Annotated in this window: 17 protein-coding genes and 2 pseudogenes; 14 read left to right on the top strand and 5 right to left on the bottom strand. The window is 65.0% G+C overall.

The window, feature by feature from the left end; translation table 11 throughout:
• Window positions 1–36 precede the first annotated feature (36 nt).
• The 8 genes and pseudogenes from rnr to alr all read left to right on the top strand — a co-directional run bounded on the left by rnr (window position 37) and on the right by alr (window position 7893).
• Entirely contained in the window at window positions 37–2385 is a 2349-nt protein-coding gene (rnr, locus tag J7355_RS09395; RefSeq protein ID WP_247739888.1) for a ribonuclease R, read from the top strand.
• Window positions 2386–2393: 8 nt separating this feature from the next.
• Window positions 2394–3101 carry an OmpA family protein gene (locus J7355_RS09390; protein ID WP_209061969.1) on the top strand — a complete coding sequence of 236 codons (708 nt, stop codon included), beginning with the start codon at window positions 2394–2396 and terminating at the stop codon, window positions 3099–3101.
• Between the two features lie 86 nt (window positions 3102–3187).
• Window positions 3188–3946: a 23S rRNA (guanosine(2251)-2'-O)-methyltransferase RlmB gene (gene rlmB, locus J7355_RS09385; RefSeq protein ID WP_348523019.1), complete on the top strand. Its 759-nt coding sequence runs from the start codon at window positions 3188–3190 to the stop codon at window positions 3944–3946.
• A 137-nt stretch (window positions 3947–4083) separates the two neighbouring features.
• Window positions 4084–4455, top strand: coding sequence for a 30S ribosomal protein S6 (gene rpsF, locus J7355_RS09380; protein ID WP_209061968.1), 372 nt, complete (start codon window positions 4084–4086; stop codon window positions 4453–4455).
• 11 nt (window positions 4456–4466) lie between these two features.
• Window positions 4467–4697 (top strand): 30S ribosomal protein S18, encoded by a 231-nt coding sequence (gene rpsR / locus J7355_RS09375; protein WP_006914321.1) that lies wholly within the window; start codon window positions 4467–4469, stop codon window positions 4695–4697.
• Between the two features lie 9 nt (window positions 4698–4706).
• Window positions 4707–5141 (top strand): annotated as a pseudogene (rplI, locus tag J7355_RS09370) (50S ribosomal protein L9); the annotation flags it as partial.
• A 294-nt stretch (window positions 5142–5435) separates the two neighbouring features.
• Window positions 5436–6794 (top strand): replicative DNA helicase, encoded by a 1359-nt coding sequence (gene dnaB / locus J7355_RS09365; RefSeq protein ID WP_209061963.1) that lies wholly within the window; start codon window positions 5436–5438, stop codon window positions 6792–6794.
• Window positions 6795–6825: 31 nt separating this feature from the next.
• On the top strand, window positions 6826–7893 hold the full coding sequence (gene alr, locus J7355_RS09360; RefSeq protein ID WP_209061961.1) for an alanine racemase: 1068 nt from the start codon (window positions 6826–6828) through the stop codon (window positions 7891–7893).
• Window positions 7894–8879: 986 nt separating this feature from the next.
• Here alr and J7355_RS09355 read toward each other — a convergent pair.
• Window positions 8880–9914, bottom strand: coding sequence for an alpha/beta hydrolase (locus J7355_RS09355; protein ID WP_348523018.1), 1035 nt, complete (start codon window positions 9912–9914; stop codon window positions 8880–8882).
• A gap of 107 nt (window positions 9915–10021) precedes the next feature.
• Here J7355_RS09355 and radA point away from each other — a divergent pair, with 107 nt between their 5' ends.
• The gene (gene radA / locus J7355_RS09350; RefSeq protein ID WP_209061959.1) at window positions 10022–11389 is read left to right on the top strand and encodes a DNA repair protein RadA; all 1368 of its coding nucleotides are present in this window, start codon (window positions 10022–10024) and stop codon (window positions 11387–11389) included.
• Window positions 11390–11401: 12 nt separating this feature from the next.
• Here the strand turns inward: radA and J7355_RS09345 are convergent, their stop codons facing one another.
• Together J7355_RS09345 and ccsA are read right to left on the bottom strand one after the other, a co-directional pair.
• Window positions 11402–12760, bottom strand: a complete 1359-nt coding sequence (locus J7355_RS09345) for an HlyC/CorC family transporter (RefSeq protein WP_209061957.1) — start codon at window positions 12758–12760, stop codon at window positions 11402–11404.
• Window positions 12761–12840: 80 nt separating this feature from the next.
• A complete protein-coding gene (gene ccsA / locus J7355_RS09340; RefSeq protein WP_209061955.1) occupies window positions 12841–13644 on the bottom strand; it encodes a cytochrome c biogenesis protein CcsA in 804 nt (267 codons plus the stop codon).
• 149 nt (window positions 13645–13793) lie between these two features.
• Between ccsA and ffh the strand changes: the two genes are divergently transcribed.
• The 5 genes and pseudogenes from ffh to rplS all read left to right on the top strand — a co-directional run bounded on the left by ffh (window position 13794) and on the right by rplS (window position 17695).
• The gene (gene ffh, locus J7355_RS09335) at window positions 13794–15200 is read left to right on the top strand and encodes a signal recognition particle protein (protein WP_209061953.1); all 1407 of its coding nucleotides are present in this window, start codon (window positions 13794–13796) and stop codon (window positions 15198–15200) included.
• Between the two features lie 154 nt (window positions 15201–15354).
• Window positions 15355–15582, top strand: a pseudogene (gene rpsP / locus J7355_RS17715) (30S ribosomal protein S16); the annotation flags it as partial.
• 195 nt (window positions 15583–15777) lie between these two features.
• Window positions 15778–16296 (top strand): ribosome maturation factor RimM, encoded by a 519-nt coding sequence (rimM, locus tag J7355_RS09325; protein ID WP_209061949.1) that lies wholly within the window; start codon window positions 15778–15780, stop codon window positions 16294–16296.
• A gap of 172 nt (window positions 16297–16468) precedes the next feature.
• Window positions 16469–17239, top strand: coding sequence for a tRNA (guanosine(37)-N1)-methyltransferase TrmD (gene trmD, locus J7355_RS09320; protein ID WP_209061947.1), 771 nt, complete (start codon window positions 16469–16471; stop codon window positions 17237–17239).
• A 108-nt stretch (window positions 17240–17347) separates the two neighbouring features.
• The gene (gene rplS, locus J7355_RS09315) at window positions 17348–17695 is read left to right on the top strand and encodes a 50S ribosomal protein L19 (RefSeq protein WP_209061945.1); all 348 of its coding nucleotides are present in this window, start codon (window positions 17348–17350) and stop codon (window positions 17693–17695) included.
• Between the two features lie 91 nt (window positions 17696–17786).
• On the opposite strand, the gene J7355_RS09310 is transcribed toward rplS, so the two are convergent.
• Window positions 17787–18302, bottom strand: coding sequence for a C40 family peptidase (locus J7355_RS09310; RefSeq protein ID WP_209061943.1), 516 nt, complete (start codon window positions 18300–18302; stop codon window positions 17787–17789).
• Window positions 18303–18366: 64 nt separating this feature from the next.
• Complete coding sequence (gene trxB, locus J7355_RS09305; RefSeq protein ID WP_209061941.1) at window positions 18367–19392, bottom strand: thioredoxin-disulfide reductase; 1026 nt, start codon at window positions 19390–19392, stop codon at window positions 18367–18369.
• Between the last annotated feature and the right edge of the window lie 54 nt (window positions 19393–19446).

Below are 19446 nucleotides of genomic sequence, written 5' to 3'. Positions count from 1 at the left end.
CGATTACGGTATCGTGCGCGCATATGGAGCAACATCTTGAATAAGAAAACGGGCGGTGGTGCCGACTGGCGCGACCGCGATCCACAGTTCAAACACGAAAAAGGCAGCTACGCCGAACCCGTACCCAGCCGCCAGCTCGTGCTCGACGACCTGGCCGACGCGGGCCGGCCCATGACCGGGGCTGAACTCACCGCGCTTTATGCCCTGACCGGCGATGCCGCCGAGGCGTTCGAGCACCGCCTGCGCGCCATGCTGCGCGACGGCCAGCTGCTGGAAAACCGCCGCGGCGCGCTGGGCCCGCTGGACAAGATGGATCTGGTGCGCGGACGCGTACAGGGCCATCGGGACGGCTTCGGCTTTCTCATTCCCGACGACGGCGAGCAGGACGACGTGTTCCTCAACCCGCGCCAGATGCGCCTGCTCATGCACGGCGACCGCGCGGTGGTGCGCATTGTCGGCCGCGACAACCGCGGGCGTCGGGAAGGGCGCGTGGCCGAAGTGCTCGAGCGGGTCAACGACACCGTGGTCGGCCGCTTCGTCGAGGAGCGTGGTGTCTGCCACGTGGTGCCGGACAACGCGCGTATTGCCCACGATATTCGCGTGCCGGAGGCCGATCGTAACGGCGCGGCCCACAACCAGATGGTTACCGTGCGCATCGTCGAGCCGCCGTCCAAGCGCGTGCAACCCATCGGTGCCGTGGTCGAAGTGCTGGGTGATCGCATGGCGCCGGGCATGGAAATCGATATCGCCATGCGCTCGCACGGCATTCCCTATGAATGGCCGGCCGAGGCGCTGTCCGAAGCGGAAAGCTTTGGCGACGCGGTGGCCGAAAAAGACAAGAAAGATCGCACCGACCTGCGCGACCTGCCGCTGGTCACCATCGACGGGGCCGACGCGCGCGATTTCGACGATGCCGTCTATGCCCGCAAGACGCCGCGTGGCTGGCGGCTGTGGGTGGCTATCGCCGATGTCTCGACCTATGTGAAGCCGGGTTCGGCGCTCGACGAAGAAGCCCAGCGCCGCGCGACGTCGGTGTATTTTCCTGATCATGTCGTGCCGATGCTGCCCGAGGCGTTGTCCAATGGGCTGTGCTCGCTCAACCCCGAAGTCGACCGGCTGGCGCTGGTTTGCGAGATGCGCCTGGACAAGCAGGGGCGCATGCGCTCCAGTCGCTTCTATTCGGCGGTGATCCGCTCGCACGCGCGCCTGCTCTACGAACAGGTCGCCGATTGGCTGGAAAACCCGGACAACATGCCGGAACGCTATCGCGAGCTGGCCAAGCCGCTGGCGAACCTGCACGGCCTCTACGAAGCGCTGCTCGCCGAACGGCGCGAGCGCGGCGCGATCGAGTTCGAAACCACCGCCACGCGCATCATCTTCAACGAGGATCGCAAGATCCAGCGCATCGTGCCGACCGAGCGCAATGTCGCGCACAAGATCATCGAGGAATGCATGATCGCGGCGAACGTTGCCACGGCTACGCATCTGTCGAAAAAACGCATGCCGCTGCTCTATCGCGTGCACAGCGGCCCGGCCGCCGATGCGCTCGAGGATCTGCGCGCGTTTCTGGCCGAGCGCGGCCTTTCGCTGCCGGGCGGCTCCGATCCGCAGGCCGCCGACTACGCCACGCTGCTGGCCTCGGTGGCCGATCGCAGCGACGCGCATCTGATCCAGACGGTGATGCTGCGCAGCCTATCGCGCGCGGTCTATACGCCGCACAACGAAGGCCACTTTGGCCTCGCCCTCGAGAACTACGCGCACTTCACGTCGCCGATTCGGCGTTATCCGGATCTGCTTGCGCACCGCGCGATCAAGCATCTGGAAGCCCGCGGCAAGCCCAAGACCTTCGATTACGATGTGGCCGCGATGGAAAGCCTCGGCACCGTCTGTTCGGAAGCCGAAAAACGCGCCGACGACGCCACGCGCGATGTCGACGACTGGCTGAAATGCGAATACATGAGCGATTCGCTCGGCCAGACCTTCGAGGGCACGGTCACCGGGGTCACGGCATTCGGACTGTTCGTCGAACTCGACGGGATCTACGCCACCGGGCTGGTGCATGTTTCCAGCCTGTCGAACGACTACTACCATTTCGACGCCCAGTCGCGCTGTCTGCGAGGCGAGCGTTCAGGTGTGGTACACCGACTGGCCGACAAGATGAAGGTCAAGGTCGCGCGCGTCGATCTCGACGAACGCAAGATCGATTTCGAGCTGGTCGAGCCCGACAGCGCGGCCAGCAAACGCGGCAAACCGGGGAACAAGCCGGGGCCAGGAAAGTCCGAAAAGGGCAAGCCGGGGGCCGGCAAGTCCAGCCCGGGCAAGTCCGCTAAGGGCAAGTCCTCCGGCAAGTCGCGCCGTCAAAGCAAACGAGGTAAGAGTCAATGAACCGGTCCATGACCCGAAAAAATTCCGCCCTGGTACTTGTCGCATTGCTGTGCGGCACGCTCGTCGTGACCGCCTGCGCGGGCGACCCGAACCGCAAGACCAAGATCGGCGCGGGCGTCGGCGCCGTACTCGGCGGCATCGCCGGTTCGCAGCTGGGCGACAAGTCCGGCACCAATGCTGCCATCGGCGCGGCGATCGGCGCGATGGCGGGCGGTGCAACCGGCCGCTACATGGACAACCAGCAGAAGGAACTTAACCAGAAGCTGGAAGCCGAGCAGGCGCGCGATGTGCTAAATATCACCCGCCTCGATGGCGACGCGCTCAAGATCGGCGTGGCCAGCGATGCCTCCTTCGCGGTGGACAGCTCGACGCTGTCCGGCCCGGCGCAGACCACGTTCAACAAGATCGCCGCCACGCTCAAGGACTACGACAAGACGGCGATTCACGTCGTCGGCCATACCGACAGCAGCGGTAGCGACGAATACAACCAGAAGCTCTCGCAGCAGCGTGCCCAGGCCGTCGCCCAGTTCCTGACCGGCCGCGGCGTGGATTCCCAGCGTGTGCTGACCTGGGGCCGCGGCGAGTCCGAGCCGATCGCCACGAACGACACCGAAGCCGGTCGCGCCGAGAATCGCCGTGTCGATATCGTGATCAAGCCGATTGTCGAAGGCCAGGAATCCCAGGCCTTCTCCGAGCCGCCGTATCTCGGTTCGTGATCGCGCGCCGACATTTCGGATAGGCTAGACGAAGCCCGGCATTGCCGGGCTTCTTTGATTCAGGGCATTGAACAGGAGAGCAGGCGGTGACAAGCGCGCAGGAGCAGGGTCTGATCGGCGGTTTTCATGTCGTGATGAGCGCGATCGAAAAAGACCGCGCGCTTACGCGGATCTGGTTGGCCAGTGGTCGCCGCGACGGGCGCGCCGAGGCGCTGCGCGCGGCCGCTGCCGAGCGCCGCATCGAAATCGCGACCGCCGACATGGACGCGCTGGATGCGATGCTGCCCACGGTGCGCCACCAGGGCTGCATCGCCGAGCGCGCACTCGCGCGTGAGCAGCGCGAGTCCGATCTCCCGGCGCTGCTCGCAGATGCCGCGAAACCGTGGGTGCTGGCCCTGGATCAGGTTCAGGACCCACACAACCTGGGGGCCTGTCTGCGCAGTGCCGCGGCGGCCGGCGTGACGGCGGTCATCGCGCCACGCAAACGCGCGGCCGGGCTGACGGCGGCGGTGCGCAAGGTGGCTGCCGGCGCGGCCGAGCGCGTGGCGTTCGTGCCGGTGACCAACCTGAGTCGGGCGTTGGCGCGCCTGCAGACGGAGGGTTTCTGGGTCGTCGGCCTCGATGGCGAGTCGGATACGTCGATCTACGACACGGCGTTGCCCGAACGCTTGGTACTCGTTGCCGGCGGTGAGGAGAAGGGCGTGCGCCAGCTCACCACGCGCCAGTGCGATGCGCTGGTTTCCATCCCGATGGCGGGGGATGTCGAGAGTCTCAATGTGTCGGTGGCCACCGGCGTGGCGCTGTTCGAGGCCGTGCGGCAACGGCGGGTGGCGAGCACGGCGTGAAACGTTGCGATCGGTGCGTTGCGCTGCCGGGGTCAAGCCCTTAGAATACCGCGCCTCGCGGCGCATGCGCCGCAGTCCTTGCTCCACGGTGATCCGGGCTGGATCGAACCGGGGGCTGCAACCCGAAAGGAAACACAATGCGACACTATGAAATCGTGTTTCTGGTCCATCCGGACCAGAGCGAGCAGGTGCCGGCGATGGTCGAGAAGTATCGCGGCATCATCGAGAACGACGGCGGAACGATCCATCGTCACGAGGACTGGGGCCGCCGTCAGCTGGCCTATCCGATCACCAAGATCCACAAGGCGCACTACGTTCTCATGAACGTCGAGTGCTCGCAGGGCGCGCGCGAGGAGCTTGAGGACGCGTTCCGCTTCAACGACGCCGTGCTGCGTCACATGGTCGTTGCCCGCCACAAGGCCGACACCGATCCGTCCCCGCTTGCCAAGAACGCCGACGATCGTGGTAACGACCGCGGCGAGCGCAAGCCTGCTGCCAACGCCAGCTAAGGAGCACCGTCATGGCCCGTTTTTTCCGCCGCCGTCGTTTCTGCAAGTTCACTGCTGAAGGTGTCGAGGAGATCGATTACAAGGATATCGAGACCCTCAAGCAGTACGTCACCGAAACCGGCAAGATCGTACCGAGCCGCATCACCGGCACGGCCGCCCGTTATCAGCGTCAGCTGTCCACCGCCGTCAAGCGTGCGCGCTTTCTGGCGCTGCTGCCGTACACCGACCGGCATTCGTCCTAGGAGGTCCACGTGGAAGTCATTCTGCTACAGAAAGTCCGCAACCTCGGCGACCTGGGCGATACCGTCACCGTTCGTCCCGGTTACGGCCGTAATTTCCTGATGCCGCGCGGCATTGCGCTGCCGGCGACCAAGGCCAACCTGGCTGTCTTCGAGGAGCGTCGCTCCGAACTGCAGGCCGCTTCGCAGGAGCGTGAGGACCGTGCCAAGGCGCGTGCCGATCAGTTGCGTGGCAAGGAATACGTCATCGCCATGCGCGCGAGTGACGAAGGCAAGCTGTTCGGTTCGGTGGGTCCGCAGGAGATCTCCGAAGCCATCACGCAGGAAGGCGTGGAGGTCAGCCCGAAGGAAGTCACGCTTACCGAAGGCACGATTCGTGTCGTGGGCGAGTACACCACGCTGCTGCAGCTGCATGCCGAGGTCGAGGTCGAGGTCACCGTGATCGTCGCCCAGAAGACCGACATGGGCATCAACATGCCGCCGCGCCGTGGCGCCGATGCTGCCGAAGAAGACGCGACCGCCGACGAAGTCGAAGGCGAACGTGTCGAGGACGCCGGCGAGCCGGCCGACGAGACCGGCACCGAAGCCGACGCGCCGATCGACGAGCGCGCCGAAGACGACGAGCAGTCCTGATCGACGCGCAGATCGCGTGAAAGAAAACGCCGCCTCCGGGCGGCGTTTTTTTTTGTATCAAGCCTTGCGTAAACTTCAGCTCCAACCCCGCCTCGCACGCTGATTCCGATGGCCGAAGCCAAGCTGCCGCCGCATTCCATAGAAGCCGAGCAATCCGTCATTGGCGGGCTGCTGCTCTCCGAACGCGCCTGGGACGAGATCGCCGGCAGCATCAACGAGGACGACTTCTACCGCGAGGATCATCGCCTGCTGTTTCGCGGTCTCGCCGACCTGGCCGATACGGGCCAGCCGCGCGACCTGGTCACGCTCACCGAATGGCTGCGCAGCCGCGATCTGCTCGACAAGGCGGGCGGGGCGACTTATCTCGGCAATCTGGCCGCCGATATTCCCGGCGCCGCCAATATCAAGGCCTACGCGGATATCGTGCGCGAGCGCTCGATCATGCGCCAGCTCATTCGCGCGGGTGACTCGATCACCACCATGGGCTTCGACACCCAGGGCCAGAGCGCGGCGGATCTGCTGGAGTCCGCCGAAAAGGAGATCTTCGCGATCGCCGAGCGCGGCCGGCGCGGCGGCGAGGGCCCGCAGGGGCTGAACTCGATTCTGACCAAGGCGGTCAACCGCATCGAGAAGCTGGTGCAGCAGGAGGGTTCGTTCTCCGGCTTGCCGACCGGGCTCTACAACTTCGACAAGATGACCAACGGCCTGCAGCCCTCGGACCTGCTGATTCTTGCCGGGCGCCCGTCCATGGGCAAGACCAGTTTTGCCATGAACATCGTCGAAAACGTCGCGATCAAGGAAAAAGTTCCGGTCGCGGTATTTTCGCTGGAGATGTCGGCGGAACAGCTGGTCCTGCGCATGATCTCCTCCTGGGGGCGCATCGATCAGTCGCGGCTGCGCTCCGGCCAGCTCACCGAGGACGACTGGCCCAAGATCACCTCGGCGATCGGCATCATGAACGAGAACGCGCGGCTGTTCATCGACGATACGCCCGCGCTGTCGCCCTCCGAGTTGCGTGCGCGCGCACGCCGGCTCAAGCGTGAACACGATATCGGCCTGGTGATGGTCGACTATCTGCAGCTCATGCAGGTGCCGGGCACCAAGGAGAACCGCACCAACGAAATCTCCGAGATCTCGCGCTCGCTCAAGGCGCTCGCCAAGGAGCTGGACGTACCGGTGATTGCGCTCTCCCAGCTCAACCGCCAGGTCGAGCAGCGCGACAACAAGCGCCCGCGCATGTCGGACCTGCGTGAGTCGGGCGGCATCGAGCAGGACGCGGACGTGATCATGTTCGTCTATCGCGACGAGGTGTACAACGAAGACACGCCAGACAAGGGCGTGGCCGAGATCATCATCGGCAAGCAGCGTAACGGCCCGCTGGGCGTGGCGCGCACGGCGTTCCTGTCGCACTTCACGCGCTTCGAGAATCTGCAGGAACAGTACGACGACGAAGATTTCATGGAATGAGTATGTCGCCGATCGCCAACCGGCCCGCCCCGTGATCCGCGCCCAGGCCGTCATCGACCGCGCCGCGCTCGCCCACAACCTGCGCCGTGTGCGAGATCTGGCGCCCGACAGTCGCGTCTATGCCGCCGTCAAGGCGGACGGCTATGGTCATGGCGCGGTCACCGTCGCCCAGGCGCTGCGTGAGGCGGATGGCTTCGCCGTTTCCAGTCTCGATGAGGCGTTGCAGCTGCGCTGGGCCGGCATCGACAAGCCGGTCGCCATGCTCTCGCAGCAGCTCGATGTGACGGTTTGCGATCAGGCGGCCGAAAACCGGCTTGAGATCGTGGTATTTCACGACAGTCAGCTCGAGGTTCTGGCGAGCTATATCGGGCCGCCGCTCACGGTCTGGATCACGCTGGATAGCGGTATGCACCGGCTCGGCTTTGCCAGCGAGCGGGCCGGCGAAATCGAGCGTCGGGTGGCGGCGCTGGAGCGGGTTGAAGTCGCGGGCTGGCTTACGCACCTCGCGTGCGCGGACGAGCCGAGTCGGCCCGACACCCGGGCCCAGCTCGACGATTTCGCGGGGGCCACGTCCGGTCGCGCCGGTTTACGCTCGATTGCCAATTCCGCGGGCGTGCTGGCCTGGCCCGAGGCCCATGCGGATGTCGTACGGCCCGGCATCATGCTCTACGGGAGTTCGCCCATGCTCGACCGGGATGCGGCCCGATGCGGGCTCGAACCGGCGATGCATCTCACCGCGCCGCTGATCGCGCGCAACCGGATTGCCGCCGGCGAGACCATTGGCTACGGCGCGACCTGGCGCACGCCACAAGACATGGACCTCGGCGTAATCGGCATCGGCTACGGCGACGGCTATCCCCGCCATGCGCCATCCGGCACGCCGGTCCTGCTCAACGGGGTGCGTGTGCCGCTCGTGGGACGTGTATCGATGGACATGATCACGGTGGATCTGCGGGACGCGCCCGATGCGCGGGTGGGTGATCGGGCCACGCTTTGGGGCGGTGGTCTGGATGTCGATGAGGTCGCGCGTCACGCGGGCACGATCGCTTATGAGTTGTTTTGTCGGTTGACGCCTCGGGTGCGGTTCGAGGTGGTCTAGGGGTTAGTGTTCCCGGCGTCCGTAAGAGCGGGCTTTTACCGCACCACATCGCGAAATCCGGCGCGATGAAAGTGTGTCGCTGGTCCACGCTCGGCGAGTTCTAGCCGCACGTTTTCCGCACTCACGAGTTCGTCGCACCTTTTGTTTCGCACTGCTGTGCGACTCACTTTCTTTTGCTTGTCCAAAAGAAAGTAAGCAAAGGAAAAGGACACCCGGACACAGCGCCGACGCTTCGCGCCGGTGCACTCCGATGCTCGCGGCGAAGGGATGCGGCAAAAACTCGCATCGCTTTGGCGATGCTCAAACACCTTGCCGCACCGGCGCAGTGCGCCGGACACCCTTCGCCGCTGCGCGTCTCCGTCGCCGTGCAACGGGCCTGAATACAGACGCCAAGCCCGCAGCAAGAGTCGCCTTTGCCGTGTTAGCCGAAATCCTGCCCCCGACTTCGTTCTTGTCGGGTTAGGCATCAGCCTAAGCCGACATAAAAGCGCACGACCTTGAGCGAGCGATAGTGAGCTTGCCTGTATTGGGTCCCCTTGGGCGCAGCGCCGAGCAGTGGAGGCCGAAAGAGAAAAAGACAGCCGGATGTCTGAGTCGCGCGTAGCGCGGCGAGTTTCCGGCTGTCCTCTTTCGGCCGGAGCCGCGCAGGGCATCGGCGCGAAGCGCCGACGCAAGACAGGGTGCCTTTTGTTTTGGCTACTTTTATTTGGGCGAGCAAATAAAAGGGGCTCGCACGGCAGTGCGAAACCTCAAGCCAAAATTTACTCGCGCAGTTGATTCGAGAATCGTCAGCGTAAGGCGGCGATTCTCAGCGCACTCTCAAATGAGCGTAAGCCTTACTGGGCGCGGGCCCACCGACTTGCATCGGCTTGACCAAACAGAAGCCACCAAACAATCGACTACCTATACGTCACCGGCCGATGCCGCAGGGCCCAGCGTCGTCGTGCCACGGGCCTCGCTATATAAAAGCGCTCGAATCCCCTCAGTCAGCGCAAGCTGATCGGACTCTTGCCACGATCCGCACGCTTCGCCCGGCTGCGTTCACGGCGGCGCGTTTCCATCGCCTCCGGTGTGAGATGTTCGCTGAAGAATGCGACCTGATCGGCGCTGGACTGGCGAAAACCCGCGTCGCGATAGATGTCGAAATGGCCGATCTTGTAATGCCGTTCGCGGCCGCGCTCGCCCGCATGAAGCGCAGTGGCCTCGGCGGCCCAGGGCGGGGCGACACTGTCTTCGTCGCAGATCTGAATCAACGCAGGACAGGGCAGGCGGTTGGCGCGTTTGCCGGGACGATAGAGCGCGAGCGTAAGGGCAAAGCGTGCAGCGATCTCGTTGCGCCAGCCGGGCGGCGTGATGGCGTGATAGCCGTCGTAGGCATCGTCACTGCTCATCGCGGCGAGTGTGCCCGGGCGGCCGACGATCGGGATCAGATACGGATCGGCGCCGGCGAGATTGTTGATGGCATCGCGGATACCGGCCCAGGTGAGCTTCAGAAGATGAACGATGCCGGCATAGGATGCGAGGTTCGTGACCGCGGCGAGGCCGTCCATCATCGGCCCTTGGGCGGTTACGGCGGCAACCTGGCCGTCGCGCGCGGCGGCGGCGATCACGTGGCCGCCGGAAAACGAGCTGCCCCAGAGGGCGACGCGTTCGGCATCGACGTCGAGCTGGCGCCGGGCGACGCTGATCGCGACCCGCCAGTCGTGCAGCTGTCGGCGTACCGACAACAGCTGACGCGGCTCGCCGTCGCTGGCGCCGAAATGGCGATAGTCGAACAGGAACACGGCGAGTCCCGCGCTGGCGAAGCGCTCGGCATAGGGTTCGAGGCCGGCGTCACGCGTGCCGCCGAGCCCGTGGGCCATGACCACGCAGGGCACGCCCTCGGTCGTGCGAAAGGCATCGGTACGCGCGGGATAGAACCAGGCCCGGCAGGTGGTGCCGGCACTGACGAAATCGATATCCAGGCGTTCGTGCATCGAATCCTCGTAGATCTGTCGGGTATGGCGGGCGGTACGGCGCACGCCGAGACGCAGACATCTGGCGTTGGCGTACGCGTGGCCGCACGGGCGCGTGCATCGTCGAAATACAGGCCCTAGTATGCCGGTTTGTTCCGACCCGACGTAATCGCATGGCCCGTAACAAGACCGTTTTCGTGTGTGAATCCTGCGGCGCGAGCCATGCCAAATGGGCCGGCCAGTGCAGCGATTGCGGCGCCTGGAACACGTTGGTAGAAAGCGTGGCCGCGGCGCCGGCCAAGCCGGGCGCGAGTGCGCCGGCGAGCTTTGGCACGGCCGCACCGCAGGTCGAGCGCCTCAATGCCATTCGCCCGGCCGAAACGGCGCGCACGCCCACCGGGCTTTCCGAGCTCGACCGCGTGCTCGGCGGCGGGCTGGTCCCCGGATCGGTGATTCTGATCGGCGGCGACCCGGGCATCGGCAAGTCCACGCTGCTGCTGCAGGTTCTCGCACAGCTGTCCGCGGCGATCCCGGCGCTGTATGTCACCGGCGAGGAATCGCTCGAGCAGGTGCATCTGCGCGCCCAGCGCCTGAGTGTGGATCAGGCCGAGCTGGCCGTCCTGGCAGAAACCTGTGTCGAACGGGTACTGGCGCTGGCCAAGCCGCAGGCGCCGCGTCTGGTAGTGATCGATTCCGTGCAGACGGTGTTTTCGCAGGCGGTCACGTCGGCGCCGGGCAGCGTGTCGCAGGTGCGCGAATCGGCGTCCATGCTCGTTCGCTTTGCCAAGGCGACCGGCACCGCGCTCATTCTGGTCGGTCATGTGACCAAGGAGGGCACGATCGCCGGCCCGCGGGTGCTCGAGCATATGGTCGACACCGTGCTGTATTTCGAAGCCGAGGCCTCGAGCCGATTCCGGGTGATACGCGCGGTGAAGAACCGTTTCGGCGCGGTCAACGAACTGGGCGTGTTCGCGATGTCGGATGCCGGTCTGAAACAGGTCACCAATCCGTCGGCGATCTTTTTGTCGCGCCATGAACAACCCGTGCCGGGCAGCGCGGTGATGGTCACGCGGGAAGGCTCGCGGCCGATGCTGGTCGAGGTACAGGCGCTGGTGGACGGGTCCCAACTGCACAATCCGCGTCGGGTGGCGCTGGGTCCGGACAGTCAGCGTCTGGCCATGCTGCTGGCGGTGTTGCATCGTCACGGCGGCGTGCCATTGGGCGATCAGGACGTGTTCGTCAACGTGGTGGGCGGCATGCGCGTGTCGGAGACGGCCGCCGACCTGGCCGTGATTCTGGCCGCGCTGTCGAGCTTCCGCGACCGGCCGCTGGGCGAGCGGCTGGTGGTGTTCGGCGAGATCGGGCTGGCCGGCGAGATCCGCCCCGTGCCGGGCGGCGAGGAGCGTCTGGCGGAGGCCGCCAAGCATGGTTTCACCCGCGCGATCGTGCCGCGCGCCAATGCGCCGCGCAGCAAACGCATCGGCGATATGGAGATCGTGGGCGTGGCGCGCCTGGGCGAGGCGATCGACGCCGTCGCCTGAAGTGGCGCGGGCTCAGCGGTCGGCGGGCTCGCGCTTGTCGTTCTTTTTCGGATTGTCCGTGCCGGGGGTGTGTTCCGACGCCTCGGAATCGCCGCTGGCAGCCCGACGCGCCCGGCGCTTGGGCGGGCGCACGCGCACGGTCTGGACCAGATTGGCGCGCGTCTGCGCGATCTCGAGCACGTATTTGCCCACCTTCAGTTTGGTGCCGGGCTGCGGGATCGTTTCCAGGTGTTCGGTGATCAGACCGTTCATGGTCTTGGGGCCGTCCACCGGCAGCTTCCAGCCCATCGCGCGATTGATCGAGCGCAGCGTGACCGTGCCGTCGACCAGGTAGCTGTCGTCGGCGTCCATGTAGACGTTCTTGACGCGGGTGGCGGGGTCGGTGGTGAACTCGCCGACGATCTCCTCCAGGATGTCCTCGAGCGTGACCAGGCCCTGGATATCGCCGTATTCGTCGACCACGAAGCCGATCCGGCGCTGCTGGTTCTGGAAATTGAGCAGCTGCTGGTTGAGCGGCGTGCCCTCGGGCACGAAATAGGGCTCGCGCGCCAGGCCGAGCAGGGCGTCCTTGTCGAGATTGTCCTCGGACACCAGCGCGAGCACGCGGCGCATGTGCACGATGCCTTCCAGCTCGTCGATCGAGCCGTCGAAGATCGGCAGACGCGTGTGCTGGTTGTGCACCAGCTGTTCGAGAATCTCGGGCCAGGACTTGCTGATGTCGATACCCACGATCTCGTTGCGCGGGATCATGATGTCCTCGACGGTGGCATTCTCCATGTCGAGAATCGACAGCAGCATCTGCTGATGTCGGCGCGGAATCATCGCCCCCGCCTCGGTGACCACGGTGCGCAGTTCCTCCGACGACAGCGAATGCGCGGCGGCATCGTCGGCCGATACGCCGAACAGGCGCAGGATGCCGTTGCCGGCGAGGTTGATGACCACGACCACCGGCCAGGCGATACGCAGTAGCGGTGCGTAGACGTAAGACGCCGGAAACGCGACCCGTTCCGGGTGCAGGGCAGCCAGCGTCTTCGGCGTGACCTCGGAAAAGATCAGTACCAGCACCGTGAGCGACACCGTCGCCACCAGCACCCCGACATTGCCGAACAGACGGATGCCGATCACCGTGGCGACCGCCGAGGCCGCGATGTTGACGAGGTTGTTGCCCAGCAGGATCAGGCCGATCAGCCGGTCCGGGCGATCGAGCAGTTTTGCTGCCCGCGACGCGCCGCCATGGCCCGTCTTGGCCAGGTGTTTCATGCGATAGCGGTTGAGCGTCATCAGCCCGGTCTCGGAGCCCGAGAAGAAGGCCGATAACACGAGCATCAGTATCAGTACGCCGAACAGTATCGGCAGTGAAATGGCGTCCAAGAAGTCAGCCCGTAATCAAATGGAGGCGCGCGTTTGTTGTTCGTTAAGGCCGGCTGCGGCGGGCGCATTCGGCAGGCGCGCTACCAATGTTCGCCCAGAATCAGCTCAAGCACCAACTTGCTGCCGAAATAAGCCAGGACAAGAAGGCTATAGCCGGCGACCGCGCCGCGCACGGCAACGCGCCCGCGCCAGCCGTAGCGCCAGCGTCCGTAGAGCAGCACGGCGAAGAACAGCCAGGCGAACAGCGACAGCACCGTCTTGTGCACCAAATGCTGTGCGAACAGGTCGTCGATGAACAGGGCGCCGGTCGCGATCGCCAGACTGAGCAGGAAAAAGCCGCTGCCAATAAGACGGAACAGCAGCATTTCCATGGTCTGCAGCGCAGGCAGCCGCGTGAACAGACCGGACGGCGGGCGCCGGCGCAACTGACGATGCTGCATGGCCAGCACGATCGCCTGTACAGCACCGAGGGTCAGCAGGCCGTAGGCGAGTACCGACAACAGGATATGCAGCTGCAGGGGCCAGGCCAGCGATTCAGTGGCGCTATGCGCATCCGGCACCAGCAGGGCGGTGATCGCGCAGAGCCCGGCCAGCGGATAGATTACCAGCCCCAGCGCGCCGACCGATTCGCGCAGCGAGAACAGCCACAGCAGCAGCGCGGCCTGCCAGGCAAACAGCGACAACGCCGTACCCAGGCCGATCACGAGCATGCCCGACTGCAGACTCAGGTGGGCCAGTGAGCCGATCTGGGCGACGAGCCCGAGCGCGGCCAGCGCGGTGACATGCCAATAGGCCGTGCCGCTGGCCAGATGCCGCCACACGGCCGCGGCGGCCCCGGCGTAGGCCAGCGCAGCGATTAGAACTTCGATGATGACAAGGGCCATCTAGAACGGCTGGGGCTCGAATGTCATAGACCGCCATTGTGCCGTATTTGCGAAGCCGGTAATAAGACAGCTGCGCCGGCTTGCATGCAGGGCGCGTCAGCACCGTTATACTGGGCGGCCTCAAAGCCCTTATCGATCGAGCGCCACGCATGTTCGACAGTCTGAGTGATCGGCTCAATCGCAGTTTTCAGACCATCCGCGGCCGCGGCCGGCTGACTGAAGACAACATCAAGTCCACCCTGCGCGAAGTGCGCATGGCCCTGCTCGAGGCCGATGTGGCGCTGCCCGTGGTCAAGCAGTTCGTGGACGATATCCGCGCACGGGCGGTCGGCAATGAGGTGATGACCAGCCTCACGCCCGGCCAGGCGCTGATCAAGATCGTCAAGGACGAACTCACCGCGCTGCTCGGCGAGGCCAATGAAAGCCTCGATCTGCGTGCCAAGCCGCCGGCCGTGGTGCTCATGGCCGGCCTGCAGGGCGCGGGTAAGACCACGTCCACCGGCAAGCTCGCGCGCTATCTCAAGCAGCGCGAAAAGAAATCCGTGCTGGTGGTGTCTACCGACGTCTATCGCCCGGCGGCCATCGACCAGCTCGCGCGGGTGGCTTCCGACGTGGGCGTGGATTTTCACCCGAGCCAGTCCAGCGACAAGCCGCTGGCGATCGCCAAGTCGGCGATGGATGCCGCACGCAAGGGCTTCTACGACGTGCTGATCGTCGACACCGCCGGCCGGCTGGGTATCGACGACAAGATGATGGCCGAGATCAGCGGTCTCAACGACGCGCTGAACCCGGCCGAGACGCTGTTCGTGGTCGATGCCATGACCGGCCAGGACGCCGCCAACACCGCCAAGGCCTTCGGCGATGCGCTGCCGCTGACCGGCGTGGTGCTCACCAAGGTCGACGGCGACGCCCGTGGCGGCGCGGCGCTGTCGGTGCGACAGATCACCGGCAAGCCAATCAAGTTCCTGGGCGTGGGCGAAAAACTCGAAGCGCTCGAGCCGTTTCACCCGGATCGCGTGGCCTCGCGCATTCTCGGCATGGGCGACGTGCTGTCGCTGGTCGAGGAGGCCGAGCAGAAGGTCGATCGCGACAAGGCCGAAAAACTTGCCAAGAAACTCAAGAAGGGCAAGGGTTTCGACCTCAACGACATGGCCGATCAGCTGCGCCAGATGCAGGAGATGGGCGGTCTTGGCGCGCTGATGGAGAAAATGCCCGGCGGCGCGCAGATGCCCAAGGGCATGGCGGGCGCCGCGGACGACACGCAGGTCAAGCGCATGCTCGCCATCGTGAGTTCGATGACGGCGCAGGAACGCGCGTTCCCGGACGTGATCAAGGCATCCCGCAAGCGGCGCATCGCCGGCGGCTCCGGCACCCAGGTGCAGGACGTCAACCGCCTGCTCAAGCAGCACATGCAGATGCGCAAGATGATGAAGAAATTCTCCAAGGGCGGCATGAAGAAGATGATGCGCGCCATGCAGGGCATGGGCGGTGCCGGCGGCGGCATGCCGCCCGGCATGGGCGGCGGTGGCGGTCTGCCCCCGGGCATGGGCCGCTAGCGCTAATTTCGGTCCCGCTGCGACAATGCGGCGATCAGGGCGCCGATGGCTTTCCTTTTTCAGCCATTGGCGTACAATGCGCGATCTTTGTACGAGCGTGAACCTGTAAAAGGCGCGCGGCGTTCATTCATATCAACGGCATAAATAAACGGCTATGGTCAAAATTCGGCTGCAGCGCGGCGGCGCTAAGAAGCGTCCCTTCTATCACATCGTGGTGACCGACATGCGCAATGCGCGCGACGGCCGCTATATCGAACGCCTGGGTTTCTTCAACCCGGTCGCGATCGGTGGCGAAGTGCCGCTGCGTCTCGATATCGAGCGTATCGAGTACTGGAAGGGCCATGGTGCACAGCTCTCCGAGCGCGTGATCAACCTGGTCAAGAGCTTCAACCGTCACGGCGAAGGCCAGGCGCCGGCCCGTGCCGCGCCGCCCGTGAGCAAGGCCAAGGAAGCGCCGAAGCAGACGGTTCCGGCCGGCGAGACGGGCGATCAGTCCGCCGAAGCCGCCCCGCAAGCCGAGGCGCAGTCCGACGAAAACCAGGCCGGCGCCGCGGAATAAGCCGCCCGGCCTGCACGCATGGCGGATCGACCTGTCGTTCTCGGCCATGTAAGCGGGCTGTTTGGTGTCAAGGGATGGATCAAGGTCTATTCCTACACCCGCCCGGCCGTCAATCTGCTCGAGTACGAAGATTGGCTGATAGGCCGCCAGGATGCCTGGCGGCCTTTTCGCGTTCTGGACGCGCGCGAGCAGGGCAAGACGCTGGTGGCACGGATTGCCGGCGATGACGACACGCCGCTGGCCGATCGCGACGCGGCCGCGGCCCTCGTTGATCTACAGATCGCCGTGGCGCGCGATCAGCTGCCGACGCCTGCACCCGGCGAGTATTACTGGTTCGATCTCATCGGCCTGGACGTTTTCAATCGCGAGGGCGCGGCACTCGGTCGCGTCAAGGCGATGATGGAAACGGGTGCCAACGATGTGCTGGTGCTCCAGGGCGAGCGCGAGCGGCTGGTGCCGTTCGTGGTCGGCGAAGTCATCGACGAAGTCGATCTGGATGCGGGCCGCATCGTGGCCGACTGGGATGCGGACTTCTAGAACCCCGTCACTCAGACTCGTCGTAGCAGTTCGACGCTTTGCGCCACGGACGTTGCGACGTCTGGCAATGGGCGCCGCCATAATGCGTTGCCCGGGCGTGATGTGGCGCGAATAATCACGCGAAATTCATGTCGTCAACAAAGGTGACAGGGCGCTAGCCGCGCGATCTGCCATGCGTATCGATGTCGTCACGCTGTTTCCGGAATGGATCGGCCAGCTCCAGGAGTTTGGCGTGGTCGGGCGCGGCCTGCGCGAATCGCGGCTGGAACTGGCCTGCTGGAATCCGCGTGATGATGCCGACAACGCCAGCGGGCGCATCGACGATCGCCCCTACGGCGGCGGCCCCGGCATGGTCATGCAGGCCGCGCCATTGGCAGCGACGCTGGATCGGGTGCGTGCGGCGCGTAAGGCGCGTGCACCGGTGATCATGCCGTCTCCGCAGGGGGAACGCTTCGATCAGCGCTGGGCCGAGCGACTGGCCGCCGGCGACGGGTTTGTGCTCGTGTGCGGGCGGTACGAGGGCATCGATCAACGGTTTGTCGACGCCCATGTCGATATCGAACTGTCCATGGGTGATGTGGTGCTCTCGGGCGGGGAGCTGCCGGCGATGATGATCATCGACGCCGTGGCGCGCCTGTTGTCGGGCGTGCTCGGCGACAGCCGCTCCGCGCAGCAGGATTCTTTTGTCGACGGTCTGCTCGATCACCCGCACTACACGCGTCCGCCGTCGCTGGCCGGTGCCGATGTGCCGGAAGTGCTGCTCAGCGGCGACCACGCGCGCATTGAACGCTGGCGCGAAAAGCAGGCGCTCGGCGTGACCTGGCAACGACGCCCGGACCTGCTCGACCGTCGGGCACTGACGGCGCATCAGAAAGCGCTGCTGGACGAATATATCGCCGAACAGGCCGCCTCTGGCGATGCCGATAGGCCGCCCGAAGCGTAAAAAATGCAGAAAACCCGACGGCGGGTGGCGAAAAACGCGATCAGTTCCGGTATACTGCCGCGTCTTTCAACGCCCCCGTGGCCTTCAAGAACGCTACAGAGACTGACCATGAGCAACATCATCGACGAACTGGAAGCCGAGCAGCAGAGCGGCAAGAACATTCCGGATTTCTCGGCCGGCGATATGGTGGTCGTGCAGGTGCGCGTGAAGGAAGGCGAGCGTGAGCGCCTGCAGGCCTTCGAAGGCATCGTGATCGCCAAGCGCAATCGCGGCCTCAACTCGGCCTTCACGGTTCGCAAGATTTCGCACGGCGAAGGCGTGGAGCGCGTGTTCCAGACCTTCTCCCCGAACGTGGCCGAGATCAAGATGCTGCGTCGCGGTGACGTGCGTCGCGCCAAGCTCTACTTCCTGCGTGAGCGCAGCGGCAAGTCGGCTCGAATCAAGGAAAAGCTCTAAACGCTTTTTCACAGCGCGCCCTGACCGGCACGTATATGAAAACGGCGCCCTCGAGGCGCCGTTTTTGTGTTCGGCTTTCAAGTTCGCGCGGTTATTGCGGTAACTGGCGCACGGCGCCGACCATGCGCTGCTGCCAGAACTCGTCGTCGGTATCGAACAGGGCCACGCCGCTCTTGGCGCCAAAGCCGGGGCTGGCCATGAGCATTTCGCCGGCCTGCATGTAAAGACCCACCACGAGCGTGTCGTCACCGCGGCCGTCTTCGACGCGAAAGAACAGCAGATCGGCCGGTTGCGCGGCGGCCAGCTCGATCGGCTTGCCGGAATCCAGTTGCGCCTGCGTCGCGCGCGGCAACGATGCGCCGGCGCCGCGGTAGGCGTAGTAGGCCAGGCCACTGTCGTCGAATGCTTTGGGGCCCGAAGCGCCGCGTTTGTAGGGCGCGCCGAGGCGTTCCAGGGCCTTGGCGGCGATCGCGCTGCGGCTGTCGGTCGTGGGGGCGATGAGCCGGTCCATATCCGGCGCACTACTACAGGCCGCCACAGCGAACGCGGTCGCGGCCACCAGACAAAGAGCGCGGCCGTGCCGCGCGATACGGGTTCGAACTGTCATCGCCTCATCATGCCTCAAGCGCGGCACGGCCGGCCAGCGCCGGCCGTGCCCGAGGCGCGACCTTTCAGACTTCGCGATGGGCGACCTGGCTTTCGACATGCGCTTCGCGGGGGCTGTCATCCTCGGTGAGCGCGTCCAGATACTTCTCGGCGTCGAGCGCGGCCATGCAGCCGGTGCCGGCCGAGGTGATCGCCTGGCGATAGACATGGTCCATCACATCGCCGGCAGCGAACACGCCGGGCTTGCTGGTGGCCGTGGCGTTGCCCTGGCTGCCGCTCTGCACCTTGATATAACCGCCGGCCATGTCGAGCTGGCCTTCGAAGATATCGGTGTTCGGCTTGTGGCCGATCGCGATGAAGATGCCGTCGACGTCCAGTTCCTGCGTCTCGCCGGTATTGCGATTCTTGATGCGACCGCCGGTCACGCCCATTTCGTCGCCGAGCACTTCGTCGAGTTCGTGTTCCCAGACGATGGAGACGTTGCCGTTCGCGGCCTTGTCGAAGAGCTTGTCGGCCAGAATCTTCTCGCCACGGAACTTGTCGCGCCGATGCACGACGGTCACATGGGCAGCCAGATTGGACAGATACAGCGCTTCTTCGAGCGCGGTATTGCCGCCGCCGATCACGGCCACGTTCTTGCCCTTGTAGAAGAAGCCATCGCAGGTCGCGCACGCGGAAATGCCCTTGCCCATGAAGGCGGTCTCGGACTCGAGGCCCAGATAACGTGCGGTCGCACCCGTGGCGATGATCAGCGCATCGCAGGTATAGACACCACGATCGCCTTCCAGCCGGTAGGGCGGCTTGGACAGATCCGTGGTGTGGATGTGGTCGAACAGGATCTCGGTGTCGAAACGCTTGGCATGTTCTTCCATGCGCTGCATGAGGCCAGGGCCTTGCAGGCCTTCCACGTCGCCCGGCCAGTTGTCGACATCGGTGGTGGTCATCAGCTGACCGCCCTGTTCCATGCCCGTGATCAACACGGGATCCAGATTGGCGCGTGCGGCGTATACCGCAGCGGTGTAGCCGGCCGGGCCCGACCCGAGAATGATTAGGCGGTGATGAACGGGGTTTTGCTCGGCGTCTTTGCTCATGATCGATCCTGGCGCAAAATGGGCGGGATAGATGGCCTTTGATGCGGTGTCCAA

This window comes from Endozoicomonas sp. G2_2, from assembly GCF_017744135.1.
Taxonomy (GTDB): Bacteria; Pseudomonadota; Gammaproteobacteria; order Nevskiales; family Salinisphaeraceae; genus Salinisphaera.
Note: the sequence above shows the minus strand (reverse complement) of the source record. Positions and strands in the feature narration are given on the sequence as shown.

Excerpts from the sequence above, each read along its gene's own strand:
- J7355_RS09390 (WP_209061969.1), top strand. The coding sequence starts at position 2,394 with ATGACCCGAAAAAATTCCGCCCTGGTACTTGTCGCATTGCTGTGCGGC.
- rpsF (WP_209061968.1), top strand. The coding sequence starts at position 4,084 with ATGCGACACTATGAAATCGTGTTTCTGGTCCATCCGGACCAGAGCGAG.
- rpsR (WP_006914321.1), top strand. The coding sequence starts at position 4,467 with ATGGCCCGTTTTTTCCGCCGCCGTCGTTTCTGCAAGTTCACTGCTGAA.
- dnaB (WP_209061963.1), top strand. The coding sequence starts at position 5,436 with ATGGCCGAAGCCAAGCTGCCGCCGCATTCCATAGAAGCCGAGCAATCC.
- radA (WP_209061959.1), top strand. The coding sequence starts at position 10,022 with ATGGCCCGTAACAAGACCGTTTTCGTGTGTGAATCCTGCGGCGCGAGC.
- ccsA (WP_209061955.1), bottom strand. The coding sequence starts at position 13,644 with ATGGCCCTTGTCATCATCGAAGTTCTAATCGCTGCGCTGGCCTACGCC.
- ffh (WP_209061953.1), top strand. The coding sequence starts at position 13,794 with ATGTTCGACAGTCTGAGTGATCGGCTCAATCGCAGTTTTCAGACCATC.
- rimM (WP_209061949.1), top strand. The coding sequence starts at position 15,778 with ATGGCGGATCGACCTGTCGTTCTCGGCCATGTAAGCGGGCTGTTTGGT.
- trmD (WP_209061947.1), top strand. The coding sequence starts at position 16,469 with ATGCGTATCGATGTCGTCACGCTGTTTCCGGAATGGATCGGCCAGCTC.
- rplS (WP_209061945.1), top strand. The coding sequence starts at position 17,348 with ATGAGCAACATCATCGACGAACTGGAAGCCGAGCAGCAGAGCGGCAAG.
- J7355_RS09310 (WP_209061943.1), bottom strand. The coding sequence starts at position 18,302 with ATGACAGTTCGAACCCGTATCGCGCGGCACGGCCGCGCTCTTTGTCTG.
- trxB (WP_209061941.1), bottom strand. The coding sequence starts at position 19,392 with ATGAGCAAAGACGCCGAGCAAAACCCCGTTCATCACCGCCTAATCATT.